The sequence below is a fragment of the Arcobacter denitrificans (SeqCode) genome, assembly GCF_048571185.1.
Classification (GTDB): Bacteria; Campylobacterota; Campylobacteria; order Campylobacterales; family Arcobacteraceae; genus Arcobacter; species Arcobacter denitrificans.
The window spans coordinates 2,257,867-2,276,484 of sequence record NZ_CP182350.1; the positions used below are offsets into that span (position 1 = coordinate 2,257,867).

30 protein-coding genes are annotated in these 18,618 nt (G+C 30.9%); 29 read left to right on the forward strand and 1 reads right to left on the reverse strand.

Annotated features, from left to right (window positions below):
* The first annotated feature begins 127 nt into the window (after positions 1-127).
* The 24 genes from rpsJ to ACNI28_RS11430 all read left to right on the forward strand — a co-directional run bounded on the left by rpsJ (position 128) and on the right by ACNI28_RS11430 (position 11,943).
* A complete protein-coding gene (gene rpsJ, locus ACNI28_RS11315; RefSeq protein ID WP_013134908.1) occupies positions 128-442 on the forward strand; it encodes a 30S ribosomal protein S10 in 315 nt (104 codons plus the stop codon).
* Between the two features lie 13 nt (positions 443-455).
* Entirely contained in the window at positions 456-1,031 is a 576-nt protein-coding gene (gene rplC / locus ACNI28_RS11320) for a 50S ribosomal protein L3 (RefSeq protein ID WP_419764356.1), read from the forward strand.
* Entirely contained in the window at positions 1,028-1,615 is a 588-nt protein-coding gene (gene rplD, locus ACNI28_RS11325) for a 50S ribosomal protein L4 (RefSeq protein ID WP_419764357.1), read from the forward strand. The genes rplC and rplD overlap by 4 nt, the downstream gene beginning before the upstream one ends.
* A gap of 1 nt (position 1,616) precedes the next feature.
* Complete coding sequence (locus ACNI28_RS11330) at positions 1,617-1,898, forward strand: 50S ribosomal protein L23 (protein WP_298754323.1); 282 nt, start codon at positions 1,617-1,619, stop codon at positions 1,896-1,898.
* Positions 1,899-1,907: 9 nt separating this feature from the next.
* Positions 1,908-2,735 carry a 50S ribosomal protein L2 gene (gene rplB / locus ACNI28_RS11335; protein WP_419764358.1) on the forward strand — a complete coding sequence of 276 codons (828 nt, stop codon included), beginning with the start codon at positions 1,908-1,910 and terminating at the stop codon, positions 2,733-2,735.
* 9 nt (positions 2,736-2,744) lie between these two features.
* Complete coding sequence (gene rpsS / locus ACNI28_RS11340; protein WP_419764359.1) at positions 2,745-3,023, forward strand: 30S ribosomal protein S19; 279 nt, start codon at positions 2,745-2,747, stop codon at positions 3,021-3,023.
* 1 nt (position 3,024) lies between these two features.
* The gene (rplV, locus tag ACNI28_RS11345; protein WP_419764360.1) at positions 3,025-3,357 is read left to right on the forward strand and encodes a 50S ribosomal protein L22; all 333 of its coding nucleotides are present in this window, start codon (positions 3,025-3,027) and stop codon (positions 3,355-3,357) included.
* Entirely contained in the window at positions 3,357-4,055 is a 699-nt protein-coding gene (gene rpsC / locus ACNI28_RS11350; protein ID WP_419764361.1) for a 30S ribosomal protein S3, read from the forward strand. The genes rplV and rpsC overlap by 1 nt, the downstream gene beginning before the upstream one ends.
* A 2-nt stretch (positions 4,056-4,057) precedes the next feature.
* Positions 4,058-4,483 carry a 50S ribosomal protein L16 gene (gene rplP, locus ACNI28_RS11355; RefSeq protein WP_419764362.1) on the forward strand — a complete coding sequence of 142 codons (426 nt, stop codon included), beginning with the start codon at positions 4,058-4,060 and terminating at the stop codon, positions 4,481-4,483.
* Positions 4,470-4,661 carry a 50S ribosomal protein L29 gene (rpmC, locus tag ACNI28_RS11360; protein WP_298754340.1) on the forward strand — a complete coding sequence of 64 codons (192 nt, stop codon included), beginning with the start codon at positions 4,470-4,472 and terminating at the stop codon, positions 4,659-4,661. Before rplP ends, rpmC begins: the two co-directional genes overlap by 14 nt.
* A gap of 11 nt (positions 4,662-4,672) precedes the next feature.
* Entirely contained in the window at positions 4,673-4,927 is a 255-nt protein-coding gene (gene rpsQ, locus ACNI28_RS11365) for a 30S ribosomal protein S17 (RefSeq protein ID WP_298754342.1), read from the forward strand.
* Positions 4,927-5,295 (forward strand): 50S ribosomal protein L14, encoded by a 369-nt coding sequence (gene rplN, locus ACNI28_RS11370; RefSeq protein ID WP_298754343.1) that lies wholly within the window; start codon positions 4,927-4,929, stop codon positions 5,293-5,295. Before rpsQ ends, rplN begins: the two co-directional genes overlap by 1 nt.
* A 1-nt stretch (position 5,296) precedes the next feature.
* Complete coding sequence (rplX, locus tag ACNI28_RS11375; RefSeq protein WP_419764363.1) at positions 5,297-5,536, forward strand: 50S ribosomal protein L24; 240 nt, start codon at positions 5,297-5,299, stop codon at positions 5,534-5,536.
* Between the two features lies 1 nt (position 5,537).
* Positions 5,538-6,086: a 50S ribosomal protein L5 gene (rplE, locus tag ACNI28_RS11380; protein WP_298754347.1), complete on the forward strand. Its 549-nt coding sequence runs from the start codon at positions 5,538-5,540 to the stop codon at positions 6,084-6,086.
* Positions 6,086-6,271 (forward strand): type Z 30S ribosomal protein S14, encoded by a 186-nt coding sequence (locus ACNI28_RS11385; protein ID WP_013134922.1) that lies wholly within the window; start codon positions 6,086-6,088, stop codon positions 6,269-6,271. Before rplE ends, ACNI28_RS11385 begins: the two co-directional genes overlap by 1 nt.
* Positions 6,272-6,283: 12 nt before the next feature.
* Positions 6,284-6,682, forward strand: a complete 399-nt coding sequence (rpsH, locus tag ACNI28_RS11390; protein ID WP_298754350.1) for a 30S ribosomal protein S8 — start codon at positions 6,284-6,286, stop codon at positions 6,680-6,682.
* A gap of 11 nt (positions 6,683-6,693) precedes the next feature.
* On the forward strand, positions 6,694-7,230 hold the full coding sequence (gene rplF / locus ACNI28_RS11395; protein WP_419764364.1) for a 50S ribosomal protein L6: 537 nt from the start codon (positions 6,694-6,696) through the stop codon (positions 7,228-7,230).
* A 10-nt stretch (positions 7,231-7,240) separates the two neighbouring features.
* The gene (gene rplR, locus ACNI28_RS11400; RefSeq protein ID WP_419764365.1) at positions 7,241-7,600 is read left to right on the forward strand and encodes a 50S ribosomal protein L18; all 360 of its coding nucleotides are present in this window, start codon (positions 7,241-7,243) and stop codon (positions 7,598-7,600) included.
* A 9-nt stretch (positions 7,601-7,609) separates the two neighbouring features.
* Positions 7,610-8,053: a 30S ribosomal protein S5 gene (gene rpsE, locus ACNI28_RS11405; RefSeq protein WP_013134926.1), complete on the forward strand. Its 444-nt coding sequence runs from the start codon at positions 7,610-7,612 to the stop codon at positions 8,051-8,053.
* 3 nt (positions 8,054-8,056) lie between these two features.
* A complete protein-coding gene (gene rplO / locus ACNI28_RS11410; protein ID WP_419764366.1) occupies positions 8,057-8,455 on the forward strand; it encodes a 50S ribosomal protein L15 in 399 nt (132 codons plus the stop codon).
* Between the two features lie 2 nt (positions 8,456-8,457).
* Positions 8,458-9,720 (forward strand): preprotein translocase subunit SecY, encoded by a 1,263-nt coding sequence (gene secY, locus ACNI28_RS11415; RefSeq protein WP_419764367.1) that lies wholly within the window; start codon positions 8,458-8,460, stop codon positions 9,718-9,720.
* Positions 9,721-9,725: 5 nt separating this feature from the next.
* On the forward strand, positions 9,726-10,484 hold the full coding sequence (gene map / locus ACNI28_RS11420; protein ID WP_419764368.1) for a type I methionyl aminopeptidase: 759 nt from the start codon (positions 9,726-9,728) through the stop codon (positions 10,482-10,484).
* Positions 10,485-10,495: 11 nt separating this feature from the next.
* Positions 10,496-10,717: a translation initiation factor IF-1 gene (gene infA / locus ACNI28_RS11425; protein WP_013134930.1), complete on the forward strand. Its 222-nt coding sequence runs from the start codon at positions 10,496-10,498 to the stop codon at positions 10,715-10,717.
* Between the two features lie 101 nt (positions 10,718-10,818).
* Positions 10,819-11,943 (forward strand): GGDEF domain-containing protein, encoded by a 1,125-nt coding sequence (locus ACNI28_RS11430; RefSeq protein ID WP_419764369.1) that lies wholly within the window; start codon positions 10,819-10,821, stop codon positions 11,941-11,943.
* 81 nt (positions 11,944-12,024) lie between these two features.
* On the opposite strand, the gene ACNI28_RS11435 is transcribed toward ACNI28_RS11430, so the two are convergent.
* Positions 12,025-12,246: a hypothetical protein gene (locus ACNI28_RS11435; protein WP_419764370.1), complete on the reverse strand. Its 222-nt coding sequence runs from the start codon at positions 12,244-12,246 to the stop codon at positions 12,025-12,027.
* Between the two features lie 130 nt (positions 12,247-12,376).
* Here ACNI28_RS11435 and ACNI28_RS11440 point away from each other — a divergent pair, with 130 nt between their 5' ends.
* From ACNI28_RS11440 to ACNI28_RS11460, 5 genes are all read left to right on the forward strand, one after another.
* Complete coding sequence (locus ACNI28_RS11440) at positions 12,377-13,045, forward strand: uracil-DNA glycosylase (RefSeq protein ID WP_419764371.1); 669 nt, start codon at positions 12,377-12,379, stop codon at positions 13,043-13,045.
* A complete protein-coding gene (locus ACNI28_RS11445; RefSeq protein ID WP_419764372.1) occupies positions 13,042-14,136 on the forward strand; it encodes a hypothetical protein in 1,095 nt (364 codons plus the stop codon). The genes ACNI28_RS11440 and ACNI28_RS11445 overlap by 4 nt, the downstream gene beginning before the upstream one ends.
* 82 nt (positions 14,137-14,218) lie before the next feature.
* Positions 14,219-15,970: an aspartate--tRNA ligase gene (gene aspS / locus ACNI28_RS11450; protein ID WP_419764373.1), complete on the forward strand. Its 1,752-nt coding sequence runs from the start codon at positions 14,219-14,221 to the stop codon at positions 15,968-15,970.
* A 56-nt stretch (positions 15,971-16,026) separates the two neighbouring features.
* Positions 16,027-16,827, forward strand: a complete 801-nt coding sequence (locus tag ACNI28_RS11455) for a metal ABC transporter solute-binding protein, Zn/Mn family (RefSeq protein WP_419764374.1) — start codon at positions 16,027-16,029, stop codon at positions 16,825-16,827.
* 1 nt (position 16,828) lies between these two features.
* Complete coding sequence (locus tag ACNI28_RS11460; RefSeq protein ID WP_419764375.1) at positions 16,829-18,559, forward strand: YgiQ family radical SAM protein; 1,731 nt, start codon at positions 16,829-16,831, stop codon at positions 18,557-18,559.
* The last annotated feature ends 59 nt before the right edge of the window (positions 18,560-18,618 follow it).

Sequence of the window (18,618 nt, forward strand, 5' to 3'; positions counted from 1 at the left end):
ATAGTAATTCATAATGTAAAACCCCATAAATGTTGACATTTTATATAAAAAAAGTTATAATCCGCGTCCATGAAAAATGGTTAGAGTGTGTTTATCGCACATTTAACGAGTTCTTTAAAGGAAAAAAATGGAAAAAATAAGATTAAAGCTTAAAGCTTACGATCACAGAGTTTTAGACAGAAGTGTTGCTTCAATTGTTGAAGCTGTTAAGAGAACTGGTGCTGAGTTGAGAGGTCCTATACCTTTACCAACTAAAATCAGAAGATATACAGTAATCAAAGGTCCTCACGTAAATAAAGATTCAAGAGAACAATTCGAAATCAGAGTTCATTCAAGAATGATTGATATCGTATCTGCAACTCCTGATACAGTAGATTCATTAATGAAACTTGACTTAGCTCCTGAAGTTGATGTTGAAGTTAGATCTATGGGTCAAGAATAAGAAAGGGTAACAAATGGAATTTATCGTAGAAAAAATTGGTATGAGTAGAACTATTTCAGTTCCTGCTGTTCCTGTTACACTTTTAAAAGTTCTTGATACTAAAGTATGTGAAGTAACTGATGGTGTAGCAATTGTATCATATAGTAGTGGTAAGAAATTTAACAAGACTATAGAAGGGCAACAAAAAAAATACAACTTATCTAAAGAGTTCAATAGATTTGCAACTATAGAAGTAGCAAACACTGAAGCTGGAGATTTAGATGTATCTGTATTAGCAGACGCTAAAGTTTTAAAATCAACTTTTAAAACAAAAGGTAGAGGTTTTGCCGGTGCTGTTAAAAGATGGAACTTTGCTGGTGGTAGAGCATCACATGGTCACAGAATGGGTAGAAGAACAGGTTCTATCGGTAATGCTGAATGGCCAGGTAGAGTTATGCGAGGTAAGAAAATGCCAGGGCATTACGGAAATACAAATGTAAGTGTTAAAAATGAGATTTTCTCTTTTGATGCTGAGACTGGTATTTTAGCTGTTAAAGGTTCAGTATCTGGATCAAATGGTGGATTAGGAAAAGTAAGGATTGCTAAATGAGTAAAGCAGTATTAGTAAAAACAAGTGAATTACCAGAAACATTTCAAAATGTTAATTCGCACAACTTGTACTTATATGTTAAATCATACCTAGCAGCTCAAAGAGCAAATACAGCTAGAGTAAAAAACAGAACAGAAGTAAGCGGTGGTGGTAAAAAACCTAAAGCTCAAAAAGGTTCTGGTGGTGCTAGATGGGGTTCTAAGAGATCTCCGTTATTTGTTGGAGGTGGACAAGTATTTGGACCATCTGCTAGAAATTACAATCAAAAAATTAACAGAAAGCAAAAAGTATTAGCATTAAGATATGCAATTAATACTCATGCTGAAAAAGATTCTTTATTTGTAGTTGATTCTGTTAATTTAGAATCAGGTAAAACTAAAGATGCAGTTGCAGTAATAAATGAATTAAAACAAAGAGATACTTTAATCATCGTTGATACAATTGATGAAAAAACATACTTAGCGTTCAGAAACATTAAAAACTGTTATATGATTGAAAAACAAGAAGTAAATGCTTATATTGCAGCTGCTTATCACTCAATCTTAGTTGAGAAGTCAGTTCTTGAAGCATTAAAAGAGGCATAAGATGGCAGATATTACAGATATAAAAGCAATATTATACACAGAAAAAACTATTGAGTTACAAGAGAACGGTGTAATTGTTGTTCAAACTAGTCCTAGAATGACTAAAAGCGGATTAAAAGATGTTTTCAAAGAGTATTTTGGAGTTACACCTTCAAAAGTTAATTCTTTAAAACAAAGTGGTAAAGTTAAAAGATTTAGAGGAAAAATCGGTAAAAGAGCTGATTTCAAAAAATTCTATGTAACATTACCTGAGGGCGCTGAAATAGCGAACCTTTCAGCATAAGGAGATAGTATGGCAATTAAAAAATTTAGACCAATAACTCCTGCTAGAAGATTTATGTCAGTTATGGATACTTCTGATATTACTTCAAAACCAACAGTTAGATCTTTACTTAAAAGAGTAAAAGCTACAGCTGGTAGAAATAGTAATGGTAGAATCACTTCAAGACACAGAGAAGCAGGTGCTAAAAAACTTTACAGAATTATTGATTTTAAAAGAGATAAATTTGGAGTAGAGGGTACTGTTTCAACTATTGAGTACGACCCATATAGAAACTGTAGAATTTGTTTAATAACTTATTCAGATGGTGATAAAAGATATATCTTACAACCAAGTGGTTTAAAAGTTGGAGATAAAATCTCTGCTGCTGAATCTGGGTTAGATATTATGCCAGGTAATGCAATGAGACTTATCAACGTTCCTGTTGGTACAATGGTTCATAATATTGAAATGAAACCAGGTAAAGGTGGACAAATTGCAAGATCTGCTGGTGGATATGCTCAATTAATGGGTAGAGAAGACAAATATGTAATTATGAGACTTCCTTCAGGTGAAATGAGAAAAATTCTTGCTGTATGTATGGCAACAATTGGTATCGTTGGAAATGAAGATTTCTCTAACATGGTTGTTGGTAAAGCGGGTAGAAGTAGACACCTTGGTATTAGACCTCAGTCAAGAGGTTCTGCAATGAACCCTATTGATCACCCACATGGTGGTGGTGAAGGTAAAACTAACTCAGGTAGACATCCAGTTACTCCATGGGGTATGCCAACTAAAGGTTATAAAACTAGAAAGAAAAAATCTAGTGATAAATTAATCATTTCAAGAAAAAAGAAGTAAGGGTTTAAGATGTCAAGATCAGTAAAAAAAGGTCCATTTATAGACGCGCACTTAATGAAGAAAGTTATCAAAGCTGTTGAAACTAAAGATAGAAAACCAATTAAAACTTGGTCAAGAAGATCAACAGTTTTACCTGATATGATTGGGTTATCTTTTAATGTGCACAATGGAAGAAACTTTGTACCTGTAAATATTACAGAGAACCACGTAGGTTATAAATTAGGTGAATTTGCACCAACTAGAACTTTTAAGGGTCATAAAGGCTCTGTTCAGAAGAAGGTAGGATAAGATGGGTAAAGCTATATTAAGATTTATTAGAGTTTCTCCAATCAAAGCAAGACTTATTGCTAGAGAAGTTCAAGGTATGAATGCAGAGTATGCTATAGCATCTTTAGAATTTACACCTAACAAAGCTGCTGGATTAATTTCAAAAGTTATCGCTTCTGCAGTTGCAAATTCTGGTTTAGAAGCAGAAGATGCAATTATTACATCTGCAAGAGTTGACAAAGGTCCAGTACTTAAAAGATTTACTCCAAGAGCAAGAGGTTCTGCTTCTCCAAAGCATAAGCCAACTGCACATATTATGATTGAAGTAGAAGCTGCACCTAAAGGAGATAAGTAATGGGTCAAAAAGTTAATCCAATTGGTTTAAGATTAGGTATCAACAGAAACTGGGAATCAAGATGGTTTCCAAAATTTTCAAACATGCCTTCTAATATTGCAGAAGATAGCAAAATTAGAAAATTCGTTAAAAAAGAGCTTTACTATGCAGGAATTGCTCAAACTTTAATTGAAAGAACAGCTAAAAAAGTAAGAGTAACAATCGTTGCTGCTAGACCTGGTATCATTATTGGTAAAAAAGGTGCAGACGTTGAGAAATTAAAAAATTCTTTAACTAAATTAGTTGGTAAAGATATCGCTGTTAACATTAAAGAAGAGAGAAAGCCTCAACTTTCTGGACAGTTAGCTGCTGAAAATGTTGCTCAACAATTAGAAAGAAGAGTTGCATTTAGAAGAGCTATGAAAAGAGTTATGCAAAATGCAATCAAAGGTGGAGCTAAAGGAATTAAAGTTTCTGTTTCTGGTAGACTTGGTGGAGCTGAAATGGCTAGAACTGAGTGGTACTTAGAAGGAAGAGTTCCTTTACATACTTTAAGAGCTAGAATCGATTATGGTTTTGCTGAAGCACATACTACATATGGTTGTGTTGGTGTAAAAGTTTGGATATTCAAAGGTGAAGTACTTGCAAAAGGTATTCCAGTTGAAAGAGAAGAAACTTCTAAACCAAAAAGAAGACCAACAAAGAAAAGAGGTAAATAATTATGTTAATGCCTAAAAGAACAAAATACAGAAAAGTAATGAAGGGTCGAAATAGAGGTAAATCTATGAGAGCCAATACTTTAGCATATGGTGATATTGGTATCAAAGCTTTAGAACATGGAAGAATTGATTCTAGACAAATTGAAGCTGCCAGAATTGCTATGACAAGAGCTATCAAAAGACAAGGTAAAGTATGGATTTGTGTATTTCCTGCTAAACCACTTACTGCTAAACCATTAGAAACAAGAATGGGTAAAGGTAAAGGTCCAGTAGATAAATGGGTAATGAACATTAAGCCAGGTAGAGTATGTTTCGAAATGGCTGGTGTAGGTGAAGAAGTTGCTAGAAAAGCATTAACTTTAGCAATTCACAAATTACCATTCAAATGTAAAATTGTAACTAAAGAGAGTGAAAATGACTTATTCTGATATCCAAGATAAAAGCTTACAAGAGCTAAACGAGTTATTAAAAGAGAAAAAGGTGCTTCTTTTTGAATTAAAAGCTAAGCTAAAAACTATGCAGTTGACTAATACATCTGAATTAAATGTTGCGAAAAAAGATATCGCAAAAATTCAAACAGCTATTACTGCAGTAAAAGCTAAGTAAGGATCTGTAGTATGAGTACGCATAAAAGAGAGATTCAAGGTGTAGTGGTAAAAAAATCTGGAGATAAAACTGCTTCTGTAGTAGTTACAAGATATGTTTTACATCCAAAATATCACAAAACTGTAAAGAGATTTAAAAAATATTTAGTTCATGATGAAAAAAATGAATTAGCTGAAGGTGACACTGTAATTGCTATTGAGTGTAGACCTTTATCTAAAACTAAATCTTTTAGATTAAAGACAATTGTAGCTACAGGAGTTAAATAATGATTCAAAGTTTTACTAGATTAAATGTAGCAGACAACACAGGTGCAAAAGAGATCATGTGTATCAAAGTTTTAGGTGGTTCTAAAAGAAGATACGCAACAGTTGGTGACGTAATCGTTGCTTCTGTTAAAAAAGCTATTCCTACTGGAAAAGTTAAAAAAGGTCAAGTTGTTAAAGCTGTTGTTGTTAGAACTCATAAAGAAGTTCAAAGAGAAAATGGTTCATTAATCAGATTTGACGATAATGCAGCAGTTATCCTTGATACTAAAAAAGAACCAATTGGAACAAGAATTTTTGGACCAGTTGCTAGAGAAGTTAGATATTCAGGTTTCATGAAAATCGTTTCACTTGCACCGGAGGTATTATAATATGGCGGTTAAATTAAAAATCAAAAAAGGTGATACAGTTAAAATCATCGCAGGTGATGATAAAGGTAAAACTGGTGAAGTTTTACAAGTTATCCCATCTAAGTTACAAGTTATCGTAAAAGATTGTAAAGTAGCTAAAAAAACTGTTAAGCCTGATCAAGATAAAAACCCTAATGGTGGTTTTGTAAACAAAGAGATGCCAATTGATATCTCAAATGTAGCAAAAGTAGAAGGTGAGTAAGATGGCAAACAGATTACAAGAAAGATATAATGCAGAGATTAAACCAGTTTTAGAAACTGAGTTTCCTAAAAACAAAACGTTAACTGCTAAGTTAGAAAAAGTAGTTATCTCTGTTGGTGCTGGTGAAGCAATGAAAGATACTAAGTTGATGCAAAATATTCAAGATACTATCTCTTTAATTGCCGGACAACATGCTGTGCAAATTATTGCTAAAAAATCAGTTGCTGGTTTTAAAGTAAGAGAAGGTATGCCAGTAGGTGTAAAAGTTACACTTAGAGGTGAAAATATGTATGCATTCGTGGACAAATTATGTTCAGTTGCATTACCAAGAGTAAAAGACTTTTTAGGTCTTGACAGAAATGGTTTTGATGGAAGAGGTAACTTTAACTTTGGTCTTAACGAGCAATTAATGTTCCCAGAAGTTGAATACGATAACATTATTAAAACTCATGGTATGAATATTTCTATTACTACATCTTCTGCTTCTGATAAAGAAGCTTATAGATTATTAGAATTAGTAGGAATTCCATTTACAAAAGGTAGAGAATAATGGCTAAGAAATCAATGATTATGAAACAACAACGAACTCCTAAGTTCGCTGTTAGAGCATATACAAGATGTTCAGTATGTGGAAGACCACATTCAGTTTATAAAGACTTTGGTCTTTGTAGAATTTGTTTAAGAAAAATGGCTAACGAAGGTTTATTACCTGGTGTTAGAAAAGCTAGTTGGTAAGGAAATAAAGCTATGATGAATGATATAATCGCAGATGCTTTAACTAGAATTAGAAATGCAGCATTGAGAAAACTTGAAGTTACTACTTTGTTACATTCTAATACAGTTGTAGGTATCCTAACAGTATTAGAGGCAAAGGGTTATATAGACTCTTTCAAAGTTGTTGATGGTGTAAATAATAAAAAAACTATTCAAGTTGCATTAAAATATGATGAAAAAGAAACTTCTGCAATCAATGAGATTAAAAGAGTTTCTAAAGGTGGAAGAAGAGTTTATAAAGGTTCTTCTGAGCTTAAAAATTTCAAAAACGGATATGGTACAATCATTGTTTCTACAAACAAAGGTATCATTGCTAACGATGAAGCTTTCGCTTCAAAAGTTGGTGGTGAAGTACTATGTACTGTTTGGTAGGGAGTTAGAAAATGTCAAGAATTGGAAAACAACCTATCGTAATCCCATCAGGTGTAGAAGTTACAGTTGATGGAACAGTTATCAATGTAAAAAAAGGTAACAAAACTTCTTCAGTAGAGACTCACGGTAGAGTTTCTGTAGAAATTGCAAATAACAGTGTAGTTTTAGGAAAAGTTGGTGAAGCAAAAGAATCATCAGCTTTCTGGGGAACTTATAGAGCTTTATTAAGTAATGCAATTGTTGGTTTAAGTGAAGGATTTAGTAAATCTTTAGAAATCAATGGTGTTGGTTACAGAGCTGCTGTAAAAGGTAAAGTATTAGAGTTACAATTAGGATATTCTCACCCAATTAACTATGAAATCGCTGATGGATTAGATATCACAGTTGAGAAAAACTTAATTCACGTAAAAGGTGCTGACAAACAACAAGTTGGTCAAGCTGCTGCAATTATTAGAGGCTACAGAAAACCAGAACCTTACAAAGGTAAAGGTGTTAAGTATACTGACGAACATATCGTTAGAAAAGCCGGAAAAACTGCTAAGAAGTAAGGTGTAAAGAATGAGTAGAGCAAAAGATATAGCTAAAAAAAATTCTTTAAGAATTAAAAGAAGAAGAAGAGTTAGAGGAACAATTTCTGGAACTGCTTCTAAGCCAAGAGTTTCAATTTTTAAATCGAACAAATATTTAAGTGCACAAGCAATTAATGATGTTGAAGGTGTTACACTGGCTTCGGTTAGTTCTCAAGCACTAGATTTAAGAGTTAATAAAGATAATGCAGTAAAAGTTGCAGCACAATTTGCTGAAAATTTAAAAGCTGCTGGGATTGATACAGTTGTATTTGATAGAAATGGTTACCTATATCATGGTGTAATTGCTGCATTTGCAGAAGCACTAAGAGATAATGGTATCAAATTATAAGGGTTAATGATGGCAGCAGTAAATAGAGAAGATTTTCAAGAAGCAATCGTTAAAATCGGAAGAGTAACAAAAGTTGTAAAGGGTGGACGAAGATTCAGATTTACAGCTCTAGTTGTTGTTGGAGATAAAAACGGTACAGTAGGATTTGGAATGGGTAAAGCAAAAGAAGTTCCAGATGCAATTAAAAAAGCTTTAGATGATGCATTTAAATCTTTAGTAAAAGTTTCTATTCACGGGACAACAATTGCACATGATATTGAGCATAAATATAATGCTTCTAAAATATTATTAAAACCAGCATCTGAAGGTACAGGGCTTATCGCAGGTGGTGCGGCAAGACCAGTTCTTGAGCTTTCTGGAGTTAAAGATATTATTGCAAAATCTTTAGGTTCAAATAATCCTAACAACTTAGTGCAAGCTACAGTTGAAGCTTTAGCTAGAATAAAAGGATAAACAATGACATTAGAAAGTTTAAAACCAGCAGATGGTAGTACAAAAAATGTTAAAAGAGTTGGAAGAGGACAAGGTAGTGGTACAGGTAAAACTGCCGGTAAAGGTAATAAAGGTCAAAAAGCAAGATCTGGTTACAAAATAAAAAGAGGTTTTGAAGGTGGGCAAATGCCAATCCAAAAAAGACTTCCTAAAACCGGTTTTACATCAAGAGTAACTAAACCTTATTCAATTAACGTTGATAGAGTTAAACAAGTTGCTGAGTTAAGTGAAATTACATTAGAGACTATAAAATCTGTGTATAAATTATCAAAATCAGTAACAAAAGTTAAATTAGTTGGGGCTTGTGCAAAAGACCTAACTTCTAAGATTAAAGACGAAAACGTTACTACAACTGGTAAATAACCATGAGTAAAGATCTAATAAATAAGATTCTTATTACATTAGGTTTTATATTTCTATACAGAGTATTGGCATACGTGCCAGTACCTGGTGTAAATATTGACGTAGTGAAAGAGTTTTTCGACTCAAATGCAAATAATGCATTAGGTCTAGTTAATATGTTTAGTGGAAATGCAATTGAAAGATTGTCTATTATTTCACTTGGTATTATGCCTTACATTACAGCTTCGATTATTATGGAGCTTCTAGCAGCAACTTTCCCTGGCCTTGGTAAAATGAAAAAAGAACGTGATGGTATGCAAAAATATATGCAAATTATCAGATATGCAACTATTGTAATTACTTTAATTCAAGCAGTTGGTGTATCAATGGGTCTTAATTCTTTAACAGGTAAAGCGGGTCAAAGTGCAATCTCAATTGATATGGATACATTTGTTGCAGTCTCTGCAATCTCAATGTTAACAGGAACTATGCTTCTGATGTGGATTGGTGAACAAATCACACAAAAAGGTATAGGAAATGGTATTTCATTAATTATTTTCGCAGGTATCGTTTCGGCAATTCCTAGTGCAATTGGTGGTACTATTGATTTAGTTAATAATGGGCAAATGAATTTCTTAACAGTTCTTGCAATACTAATTATTATTTTGGCAACTGTTGGAGCTATTATTTATGTTGAGTTAGGGGAGCGAAGAGTTCCTGTTTCATATTCTAGAAAAGTTATGATGCAATCTCAAAATAAAAGGGTAATGAATTATATTCCTATTAAAGTTAATTTAAGTGGTGTAATTCCAGCAATTTTTGCTTCTGCAATATTGATGTTCCCAGCTACGATTTTACAAGGTAGTCAAAACAAAATGTTATTGACCCTTTCAGACTTTTTGAGTCCAACAAGTTATACATTTAATTTCTTAATGTTCTTATTTGTTGTTTTCTTTGCATTTTTTTATGCATCAATTACTTTCAATGCTAAAGATATTTCTGAGAATTTAAAAAAGCAAGGTGGTTTTATTCCGGGGATTAGACCAGGAGAAGGAACAGCAGACTTTTTAAATGAAACAGCAAGTAGATTAACATTTTGGGGAGCTTTATATTTAGGAGCAATATCTACTGTGCCTTGGCTTTTAGTTAAGTCTATGGGCGTACCATTTTATTTTGGTGGTGTTGCGGTACTTATTGTTGTTCAAGTAGCAATTGATACTATGAGAAAAATCGAAGCACAACAGTATATGAATAAATATGAAACATTAAGTGCAGTTGGTTTATAAAAATCATGGCAATTCCATTAAGAAAACAAAATGAGATAGAAAAGCTTCGAACTGCTTCAAATGTAGTTGGGAAGACTTTAAATTATCTAAGAGAAAAAGTTAAACCAGGCATGACTTTATTAGAAGTTGATGCTCTGGGTGACGATTTTATAACCAGTTTAGGTGCTAGACCTTCATTTAAAGGCCTTTATGGTTTCCCTAATGCAGTATGTACTTCTCTAAATGAAGTTGTTATTCATGGTATACCATCGAATACTGTTCTACAAGAGGGTGATATTTTAGGTTTAGACATAGGTACTGAAATTGATGGTTGGTATGGTGATGCTGCCATTACTATGCCTGTTGGAAAAATATCAAAAGAGGACGAGGAATTAATTGCTTGTTCAAAAGATGCATTATATTATGCTATTGATATTATAAAAGAAGGTATGAGATTTAAAGAGTTATCTTATGCAATAGAGCAATTTATTGTACAAAGAGGATATCAACCGTTAATAAGATTCTGTGGGCATGGTATTGGGAAAAAACCCCATACTGAACCTGAAATTCCAAATTATGTAGAAACACCAAATATTAAATCTGGACCAAAAATAAAAAATGGGATGGTATTTTGTTTGGAACCAATGGTTTGTCAAAAAGATAGAGAACCTGTTATTTTAGACAATGGTTGGGATGTTGTATCAAAAGATGGATTAAGAACTAGTCATTATGAACATACAGTTGCTGTAATAGATGGAAAAGCAGTAATTTTAAGCGATGCATAGAAGGAAAAAATGTGGCAAAAGATGATGTAATTGTAATTGATGGTAAAGTAATTGAAGCTTTACCAAATGCAATGTTTAGAGTTGAATTGGATAATAACGGACATGTGGTTTTATGCCATATCTCTGGAAAAATGAGAATGCACTACATAAAAATCTTACCAAATGATAAGGTAAAAGTAGAAATTACTCCTTATTCGTTGGATAAGGGTAGAATTACTCACAGATACAAATAGTTAAGGAATAAGAAGGTATCAAATTGATACTTTCTTTTTTTTAGCTTATTTTAAAAACTAACTGATATAATCTTCTCAATTATATTAGTAATGGACAAATTATGCAAAAAGATATTGATAATTTACAAGAATTAGAAGAGATAGAACAATCAAATTCTAGTTCAAGTTTTATTTCAAAAGAACTATTAAGTAATACAAAATCTCAACTTCAAAATATAGAAATACTAAAATTTATAACCTACTTACCCGAATTACTAAAACCTTCAATAAATCAAACAATTTATCATAAAATAGAAGAAGTTATATTTGACTTAATGAAAAACCCTGAAAAACTTGATGAAGATTCAATGATAAATAAACTACTAAATATTACCAATGAAAGAGTAGATTTAGATAGATCAACACTTAAATCAAAATCAGAAGATATGAAAAAATTTATATCATTACTGCTTAAAGAATATGAAAAATCACTTATAGTTAGCAATAACTCAAGTGAAAAAATAGAAAATATTAAAGGTGATTTAGCCTCACTTGAAATATCAGAACACTCAAATAGAGAGATGAAGCTTTTACATGCGAAACTATCAGATGTTATTTATGACTTAGAAACTAATCTAGGTGATTCAAAAGTAGAGTTAGCTAGAGGAAAAGAAGAGTGTCGTAAGCTTGATAAGAATATTAAAAAACTACAAAAAGATTTAGAAAAATTAAAAGTTGAAAAAGATACAGATTTTTTAACTGGCGTGCTAAATAGAAGAGGGTATACCTCAGTTATTTTAAAAGTCGAGAATAGATATATTACTTTTAATTCTGATTATGCACTTATATATATTGATATTGATAACTTTAAAGAGATAAATGATACTTATGGACACGATTGTGGCGACGTTGTTTTAAAAACATTTTCTACTATATTGAAAAAAATGATGAGAGAAGAAGATGTGATTTGTAGATATGGTGGTGAAGAATTTGTTACCTTGATAAACTATACTAAAGAAGATGAAGTTTTTAAATATATAAAAAGAGTCAAAGAAATAGTTGATAGCCACAAATTTATATATAATGAAAATACTAAAATAAAAGTTAGTTTTTCAGCAGGAGTATCTTTTAGATCAAAATACAATTCATATGAAGATGCTATAAAATATGCAGATATACTACTTTATAAAGCAAAACACGAAGGTCGTCATAAAATTATTTTTGATGATTCAAAAATTCTATCTTAATACTTATATCTATGAAGCCTAGTTTTATGCTAGCGCAATTTAAAAGTATGCAAAAAAACTAAAGCTCCATAAAAATAAGTACTAAACTTCTTCCATTACCCTTTGTTGTGTTAAACTAATCTCCTCTTCCAATATTTTCTTTTGTTGAATTAAAAGATTTAAATTCTTTTTTAACATCTCTTTATCTTTATATGAATCAATTATAAATTCAAAAAGTTTAGGTCTACTTTTCTTCCAATTATGTAATGTTGTTTTATTTATATTTAAATCATTTTCCAATTTTCTTAAACTAGGTGCAGTCATAATTAATCCTATGAAGTATCTTACTTTTAAAATTGTATAATTATTTGGAACAAATGTCAAGTATTTTGTTTAATTTGTTCCAATTATTTGAACAAATTATAAAAAAAGGGATAATTATGTACAATCTCATATGACAAAAATATTACAAAATAGATTACTCTATCAGCTCAATTTCTTAAAATCAATTGGTTATGAATATGGTCAGAATATTAATTTTCAAAATAGTAATAATGAACAAGTAGAGTTGCCAAATGATATTAATAAATTAGAAGAATTAGTAAAAAACTGTTACCTATGTCAACTTTCAAAATATCGTGAAAATGTATTATTTGGAAGTGGGAATATAGATTCAAATATAATGTTTTTAAAAGAGTCTCCTACTATTAGTGAAGATGAATGTGGAGTATTTTATGTGGGCAAATCAGGAGATTTACTAAAAAATATGATTGAAAAAGTTTTAAAAGTAGATTGTGAAGATGTTTATATTTCTAATATAGTTAAATGTATTTCTCCTAATAGTGAAATAAAACATGAACATGTAAATTACTGTAAATCCTACTTGGATAAACAAATTGAACTAATTAAACCAAAACTTATTGTGGTTTTAGGAGAGAGTGTATATAGGTATTTTACTAATGACACTACACCTTTTAGTGAAATCAGAGGTAAAGTTATACGTAATAATGATTTGGATATTATATGCACTTATGAACCAAATTATCTTCTAAGAAACCCTTCATCAAAAGCTGAAGCATATGAAGATTTATTAAAAATTAAAGCCATTATGGAGCAGATGTGAAACAATTTTACCTTATTGTAGCGATACTTTTTTTATTTACTGCTTGTAATAACAAAGAGATAAATTTACCAAAATCTAATAATACAAATGAAAAAGTACAAAGTACATCTTATACTTATATAAAAACCACTCCCGTGCATTCAAATAATGAGGAGCTAAGTGAAGATGGAAACTTTAGAATAGCAGTTGTTTTTCCTTCAAAAGTTGTTGGAAAGTATGGAAATAGCACTATAAATAGTGTTATAGGATATTTACTTTTTCAAAATAGTAAATTTGAAATTGAATCTTTTGATAGTGAAGATGAAAGTGTTGAAAATATATATAATACTTTAAATGAAGTAAAAAATAAAGGATACAAAAAAGTAATAGCTCTATTTACAAAAAACTCTTTAGCAACGATAAATAATATCTCTTCTGTTAGTAATATGAAGATATATTTCCCACTTATAAGTAAGAGTGAGTCTTATTATAAAAGTACGCCTAACTTTATTTATGGGGCAATTTCATATGAAAATCAGATGAAAAAGCTTTTAGAGTTATCAAATGGAAGTAATAGTCAGTTTTATGAAGACTCTAGTATTGGTTATAGATTAAAAAATATTTATGAAGGACTTGTCCCTCAAGTGATTGTAAATCAAAAAATATTACAAAGTAATAATAATTTTAAAAAAATTGTTACTAATGAGAGCTTAAATCATACAAACCTAATGTTAAATACTACAATTGTAAAAGCATCAATTATTCTTTCTCAATTATATGCATATGAGACTAAAAATGGTGCTATTATGACTACTCAACAAAATTTTGATCCATTGATTTTATCTCTAACACAATATGAAGATAGATTAAATTTATTTTTTGCTAATTCCATTGAAAATACAGATGAAAGACTTACAGAATTACTAACTTTACTTGATACAGATGTGAAGTATAATTGGGTAAATTATTCAACTTTAATTGGTATTGATTATCTATTTTCTAAAAATAGAGATGCTTTGATTAAAAATAACATTGTAAATAATGAAGTGCTTTATAATACATATTTGTACTACAGTACTGAAGCTAGTTTCAAAAAATTGGAACATAACTAACACTTTAAAAAAACTCTTAACAACTTTTAGATATAATCGCGGATAATTTATAAAGGGCTAATGCCCTGTTTTGGAGCATGAATTGAGAACGCATTATTGTACAGAAGTTACTGAATCACTTATTGGTCAAGAAGTTACTGTTGCTGGTTGGGTAAATAGTAGAAGAGATCATGGTGGTATTATTTTTATTGATTTAAGAGACAAGGGTGGATTAGTACAACTTGTTGCTGATCCTGTTGATTGTAAAGATGCCTTAGAAGTTGCAGAAAAAGTTAGAGATGAATTTGTTCTAATTGCAACAGGAAAAGTAAGACAAAGAGGTGAGGGCTTAGAAAACCCAAACTTAGTTACTGGGAAAATAGAGATTATATTAAGTAATTTAATCATTGAAAATAGATCAAAACCTATGCCATTTGATTTAGGTGATGAAAAAGTAAATGAAGAAATCAGATTAAAAAATAGATTTTTAGAACTTAGAACAACAAAATCTTATGATATTTTTAAATTAAGAAGTACTGCAAATATTGCTATTAGAAACTGTTTAAATGAACTAGACTTTTTAGATGTTGAAACACCAATATTAACAAAATCTACTCCAGAGGGTGCAAGGGATTATTTAGTTCCATCAAGAGTTCATGGTGGCGAGTTTTATGCACTTCCTCAATCTCCACAACTATTTAAACAACTACTTATGGTAAGTGGCTTTGATAAATATTTCCAAATTGCAAAATGTTTTAGAGATGAAGATTTAAGAGCTGATAGACAGCCAGAGTTTACACAAATAGATGTTGAAATGAGTTTTTGTACTCAAGAAGATGTTATCAAAGTAGCTGAAAAACTTATCCATGATACATTTAAAGCTTGTGGTAAAGATGTTCCAGAAACTTTCCCAAGAATGACTTATTCTGAGGCAATGGAAACATATGGAAGTGATAAACCTGATTTAAGATTTGATATGCCTATGGTAGATGTAATTGATATCTTTGCTAATAGTACAAATGAAATCTTTGCAGATATTGCAAAAGACAAAGCACACAATAGAATCAAAGCAATTAAATGTCCAAATGGAGATAATATATTCTCTAAAAGACAAATGAAAGGTTTTGAGGATTATGTTAGAAAATTTGGAGCTAAAGGTTTAGGCTACTTCCAAATGAAAGAGGATGGATTAAAAGGTCCATTAACAAAATTCTTTAGTGAAGCTGACTTAGAAGAGATTGTAAAAGTAACACAATTAGAAGTTGGAGATGTTGTATTCTTTGGTGCTGGACACAAAAAGGTAGTTTGGGATTATATGGGAAGATTTAGACTTTATTTAGCAGAGCAAATGGATATCATCCCTGAAGATGCATTTGAGTTTGTGTGGGTTGTAGACTTTCCAATGTTTGAAGTTGAAGATGGAAAAATCAAAGCACTACATCATCCATTTACTATGCCAAAAGATTTAAATAAAGAAAATCTTGAAGAGATTGAATCAATTGCTTATGATATTGTATTAAATGGTACAGAATTAGGTGGTGGAAGTATAAGAATCCATAAAGAGCATATTCAAAATGAAGTTTTCTCTTTAATGGGAATAAGTGAAGAAGAGGCACAAGAAAAATTTGGATTCTTACTTGATGCACTACAATTTGGTGCACCTCCACATGGTGGTTTTGCTATGGGACTTGATAGAATGATTATGCTTTTAGCTGGAACAGATTCTATTAGAGATGTTATAGCTTTCCCTAAAACTCAAAGAGCACAATGTCTTATGACAAAAGCTCCAAGTGTTGTTGATGATGAACAACTAAAAGAGTTAAGCATAAGAATCAGAAAACAAGCTAATATCTAAGGATATTAGTTTTTTATAAAAAGGAAGTTTTAACTTCTTTTTTATAAACTACAATAATGAAAAAGTTTATATTACTACTAATCCTTTTATCATCTTCACTTTTAGCAAGAGTTACATACACAGTAACAATTGAGCCACAAAAATTCTTTTTAGAGAGAATCGGGCAAAGTAAAATAAAAGTTAAAACTATTTATGAAAATGTTAACTTTACAAAAGAACTACCCCATGTACATTTTAGAAAATTTGCTTATTCAGCAGTCTATTTTACAATAGGACTTCCTTCAGAAAAAGCATATGCCAAAAAACTGCTTGGATTTAATGATGAAATTAAAGTAGTAGATACTAGTAAAAATGTAGAGATGCTTTATACTGATGGCAAAGAAAATCCTTACTTTTGGCTAGACCCTTTAAGAGTAAGAGAAGTTACAAAAGTCATGCTTCAAACATTAATTAAAAATGACCCTGACAATAAAGAGTATTTTGAATCAAATCATGAAACCTTGATGAGAGAATTAGATAGAATCTTCTTAAGACTTAAAGATACACTTTTTTATTCAACAAATGCCGTTATGGTATTTAACAATAAACTAGATTACTTTTTAAGAAGATTTGATGTTAGATATTACAGGGCTGAAAATAGTGTATTAAGTGGTCCAAAATTTACTGAAGTTTTTAGATTAAGTAAAGATAAAAATATAAAATATATTATAGTTGATAGTAGTATAAATTATGAAGTATATAATACATGGTCAAATGCAAATAATATGGAAGTTATACATTCAGATATTTACTCATACAATTGGTTTTCTGATTTATTTGTTCTTTCCGATAAGATAGCCTCTAAAAAAGAGGAATAAGATGTTTTTACCTACTACAAAAGAAGAGATGGAAAAACTAGGTTGGGAACAACTAGATGTAATCCTAATCTCAGGAGATGCATATATTGATTCTCCATTTATTGGTGTTGCAGTTGTTGGAAGAATACTTGAAGATTTAGGTTTTAAAGTAGGAATAATAGGACAACCAAATTTAGATAATGATGATATTACAAGACTTGGAGAGCCTAAACTTTACTGGGGCGTTAGTGGTGGAAGTATTGACTCTATGGTTTCAAACTACACAGCAACAAAAAAGTTTAGAAATAGTGATGATTATACACCTGGTGGAAAAAACAATAAAAGACCAGATAGAGCAACTTTAGTTTATACAAATCTAATCAGAAGACACTTTAAAAATACAGTTCCAATTGTACTTGGTGGGATAGAAGCAAGTCTTAGAAGAGTAAGCCATTATGATTATTGGGCAAATAAATTAAAAAAGCCAATTTTATTTGATGCAAAAGCTGATTATCTTATATATGGCATGGGTGAAATAGCAATTAGAGATTTTACAAATGCTTTAGCAAATAATGAGGATCCAAGAGAGGTTAGGGGAATTTGTTATATCTCTAAAGAGCCAAATGAAGATTATATTGAACTTCCTAGTCATGATGAGTGTTTAAAAGACAAAAATAAATATATAGATTTGTTTGACCATTTTTATCAAAATAATGACCCCATCAATGCAAATGGACTTTGCCAACAAATAGATAATAGATATTTAATCCAAAATCCACCTTGTGATTACTTAGATGAAAAAGAGATGGATTATATTGCAGACTTTAAGTATATTCGGGAATTACATCCATATCATGTACCAGAAGGTAAAGTAAAATGTTTAGAGACTGTAAAGTTTTCTATACAAACACATCATGGATGTTGGGGAGAGTGTAACTTTTGTGCTATTGGAGTTCACCAAGGACGAACAATACGAACAAGAAGTGAAGCCAATATTTTAAAAGAAGCAAAAGAGTTTACTAGCTATAAAGATTTTAAAGGAGTAATTTCTGATGTTGGGGGACCAACCGCAAATATGTATGGTTATGAGTGTGGAAAAAAGCTCAAAAAAGGTACTTGTGACGATATAAGATGTGTAGATTTTGACCGTCTATGTAAAGTTATGAAAGTAGATCACTCAAGACACTTGAAACTTTTACAAAATATTAGAAAAGTTCCTGGTATAAAAAAGGCCTTTGTGGCTTCTGGACTTAGATATGATTTTATAAGTGCTGATAAAAAACATGGATACGAGTATTTAAAAGAACTTGTAAACCATCACATATCAGGACAGATGAAAGTAGCACCTGAACATACTTCTGATAGGGTTTTAAAACTCATGGGAAAACCAGGGAAACAACCTTTAATTGAGTTCAAAAAAATGTATGACAGACTAAATAAAGAGGCTGGAAAACAGCAGTTTTTAACATACTATTTAATAGCAGCACATCCAGGATGTGAAGAAAAAGATATGCATGAACTTAAACATTTTACAAAACACGAATTAAAGATGAATCCAGAGCAAGCCCAAGTATTTACTCCAACTCCAGGAACATATTCAAGTGTTATGTATTATACTGAACTAGATCCAGTTACTAGAAAGAAAATATTTGTAGAAAAAGATACAAGGAGAAAAGAGAAACAAAAAGAGATAGTAATTGATAAGCCTTATTATCAAAGAAGAAAACAAAGTGGTGCAAGTTTTCAAAGTTAAAAGTTTTTGATAGTTGTAGTAAAAAAAGGGCAAAATTTTAAACTTTGCCCTTTTTTTGT

What these genes read in the sequence shown, in the direction of transcription:
- rpsJ (WP_013134908.1), top strand. Translation starts at nt 128, where the DNA reads ATGGAAAAAATAAGATTAAAGCTTAAAGCTTACGATCACAGAGTTTTA.
- rplC (WP_419764356.1), top strand. Translation starts at nt 456, where the DNA reads ATGGAATTTATCGTAGAAAAAATTGGTATGAGTAGAACTATTTCAGTT.
- rplD (WP_419764357.1), top strand. Translation starts at nt 1,028, where the DNA reads ATGAGTAAAGCAGTATTAGTAAAAACAAGTGAATTACCAGAAACATTT.
- ACNI28_RS11330 (WP_298754323.1), top strand. Translation starts at nt 1,617, where the DNA reads ATGGCAGATATTACAGATATAAAAGCAATATTATACACAGAAAAAACT.
- rplB (WP_419764358.1), top strand. Translation starts at nt 1,908, where the DNA reads ATGGCAATTAAAAAATTTAGACCAATAACTCCTGCTAGAAGATTTATG.
- rpsS (WP_419764359.1), top strand. Translation starts at nt 2,745, where the DNA reads ATGTCAAGATCAGTAAAAAAAGGTCCATTTATAGACGCGCACTTAATG.
- rplV (WP_419764360.1), top strand. Translation starts at nt 3,025, where the DNA reads ATGGGTAAAGCTATATTAAGATTTATTAGAGTTTCTCCAATCAAAGCA.
- rpsC (WP_419764361.1), top strand. Translation starts at nt 3,357, where the DNA reads ATGGGTCAAAAAGTTAATCCAATTGGTTTAAGATTAGGTATCAACAGA.
- rplP (WP_419764362.1), top strand. Translation starts at nt 4,058, where the DNA reads ATGTTAATGCCTAAAAGAACAAAATACAGAAAAGTAATGAAGGGTCGA.
- rpmC (WP_298754340.1), top strand. Translation starts at nt 4,470, where the DNA reads ATGACTTATTCTGATATCCAAGATAAAAGCTTACAAGAGCTAAACGAG.
- rpsQ (WP_298754342.1), top strand. Translation starts at nt 4,673, where the DNA reads ATGAGTACGCATAAAAGAGAGATTCAAGGTGTAGTGGTAAAAAAATCT.
- rplN (WP_298754343.1), top strand. Translation starts at nt 4,927, where the DNA reads ATGATTCAAAGTTTTACTAGATTAAATGTAGCAGACAACACAGGTGCA.
- rplX (WP_419764363.1), top strand. Translation starts at nt 5,297, where the DNA reads ATGGCGGTTAAATTAAAAATCAAAAAAGGTGATACAGTTAAAATCATC.
- rplE (WP_298754347.1), top strand. Translation starts at nt 5,538, where the DNA reads ATGGCAAACAGATTACAAGAAAGATATAATGCAGAGATTAAACCAGTT.
- ACNI28_RS11385 (WP_013134922.1), top strand. Translation starts at nt 6,086, where the DNA reads ATGGCTAAGAAATCAATGATTATGAAACAACAACGAACTCCTAAGTTC.
- rpsH (WP_298754350.1), top strand. Translation starts at nt 6,284, where the DNA reads ATGATGAATGATATAATCGCAGATGCTTTAACTAGAATTAGAAATGCA.
- rplF (WP_419764364.1), top strand. Translation starts at nt 6,694, where the DNA reads ATGTCAAGAATTGGAAAACAACCTATCGTAATCCCATCAGGTGTAGAA.
- rplR (WP_419764365.1), top strand. Translation starts at nt 7,241, where the DNA reads ATGAGTAGAGCAAAAGATATAGCTAAAAAAAATTCTTTAAGAATTAAA.
- rpsE (WP_013134926.1), top strand. Translation starts at nt 7,610, where the DNA reads ATGGCAGCAGTAAATAGAGAAGATTTTCAAGAAGCAATCGTTAAAATC.
- rplO (WP_419764366.1), top strand. Translation starts at nt 8,057, where the DNA reads ATGACATTAGAAAGTTTAAAACCAGCAGATGGTAGTACAAAAAATGTT.
- secY (WP_419764367.1), top strand. Translation starts at nt 8,458, where the DNA reads ATGAGTAAAGATCTAATAAATAAGATTCTTATTACATTAGGTTTTATA.
- map (WP_419764368.1), top strand. Translation starts at nt 9,726, where the DNA reads ATGGCAATTCCATTAAGAAAACAAAATGAGATAGAAAAGCTTCGAACT.
- ACNI28_RS11430 (WP_419764369.1), top strand. Translation starts at nt 10,819, where the DNA reads ATGCAAAAAGATATTGATAATTTACAAGAATTAGAAGAGATAGAACAA.
- ACNI28_RS11435 (WP_419764370.1), bottom strand. Translation starts at nt 12,246, where the DNA reads ATGACTGCACCTAGTTTAAGAAAATTGGAAAATGATTTAAATATAAAT.
- ACNI28_RS11440 (WP_419764371.1), top strand. Translation starts at nt 12,377, where the DNA reads ATGACAAAAATATTACAAAATAGATTACTCTATCAGCTCAATTTCTTA.
- ACNI28_RS11455 (WP_419764374.1), top strand. Translation starts at nt 16,027, where the DNA reads ATGAAAAAGTTTATATTACTACTAATCCTTTTATCATCTTCACTTTTA.
- ACNI28_RS11460 (WP_419764375.1), top strand. Translation starts at nt 16,829, where the DNA reads ATGTTTTTACCTACTACAAAAGAAGAGATGGAAAAACTAGGTTGGGAA.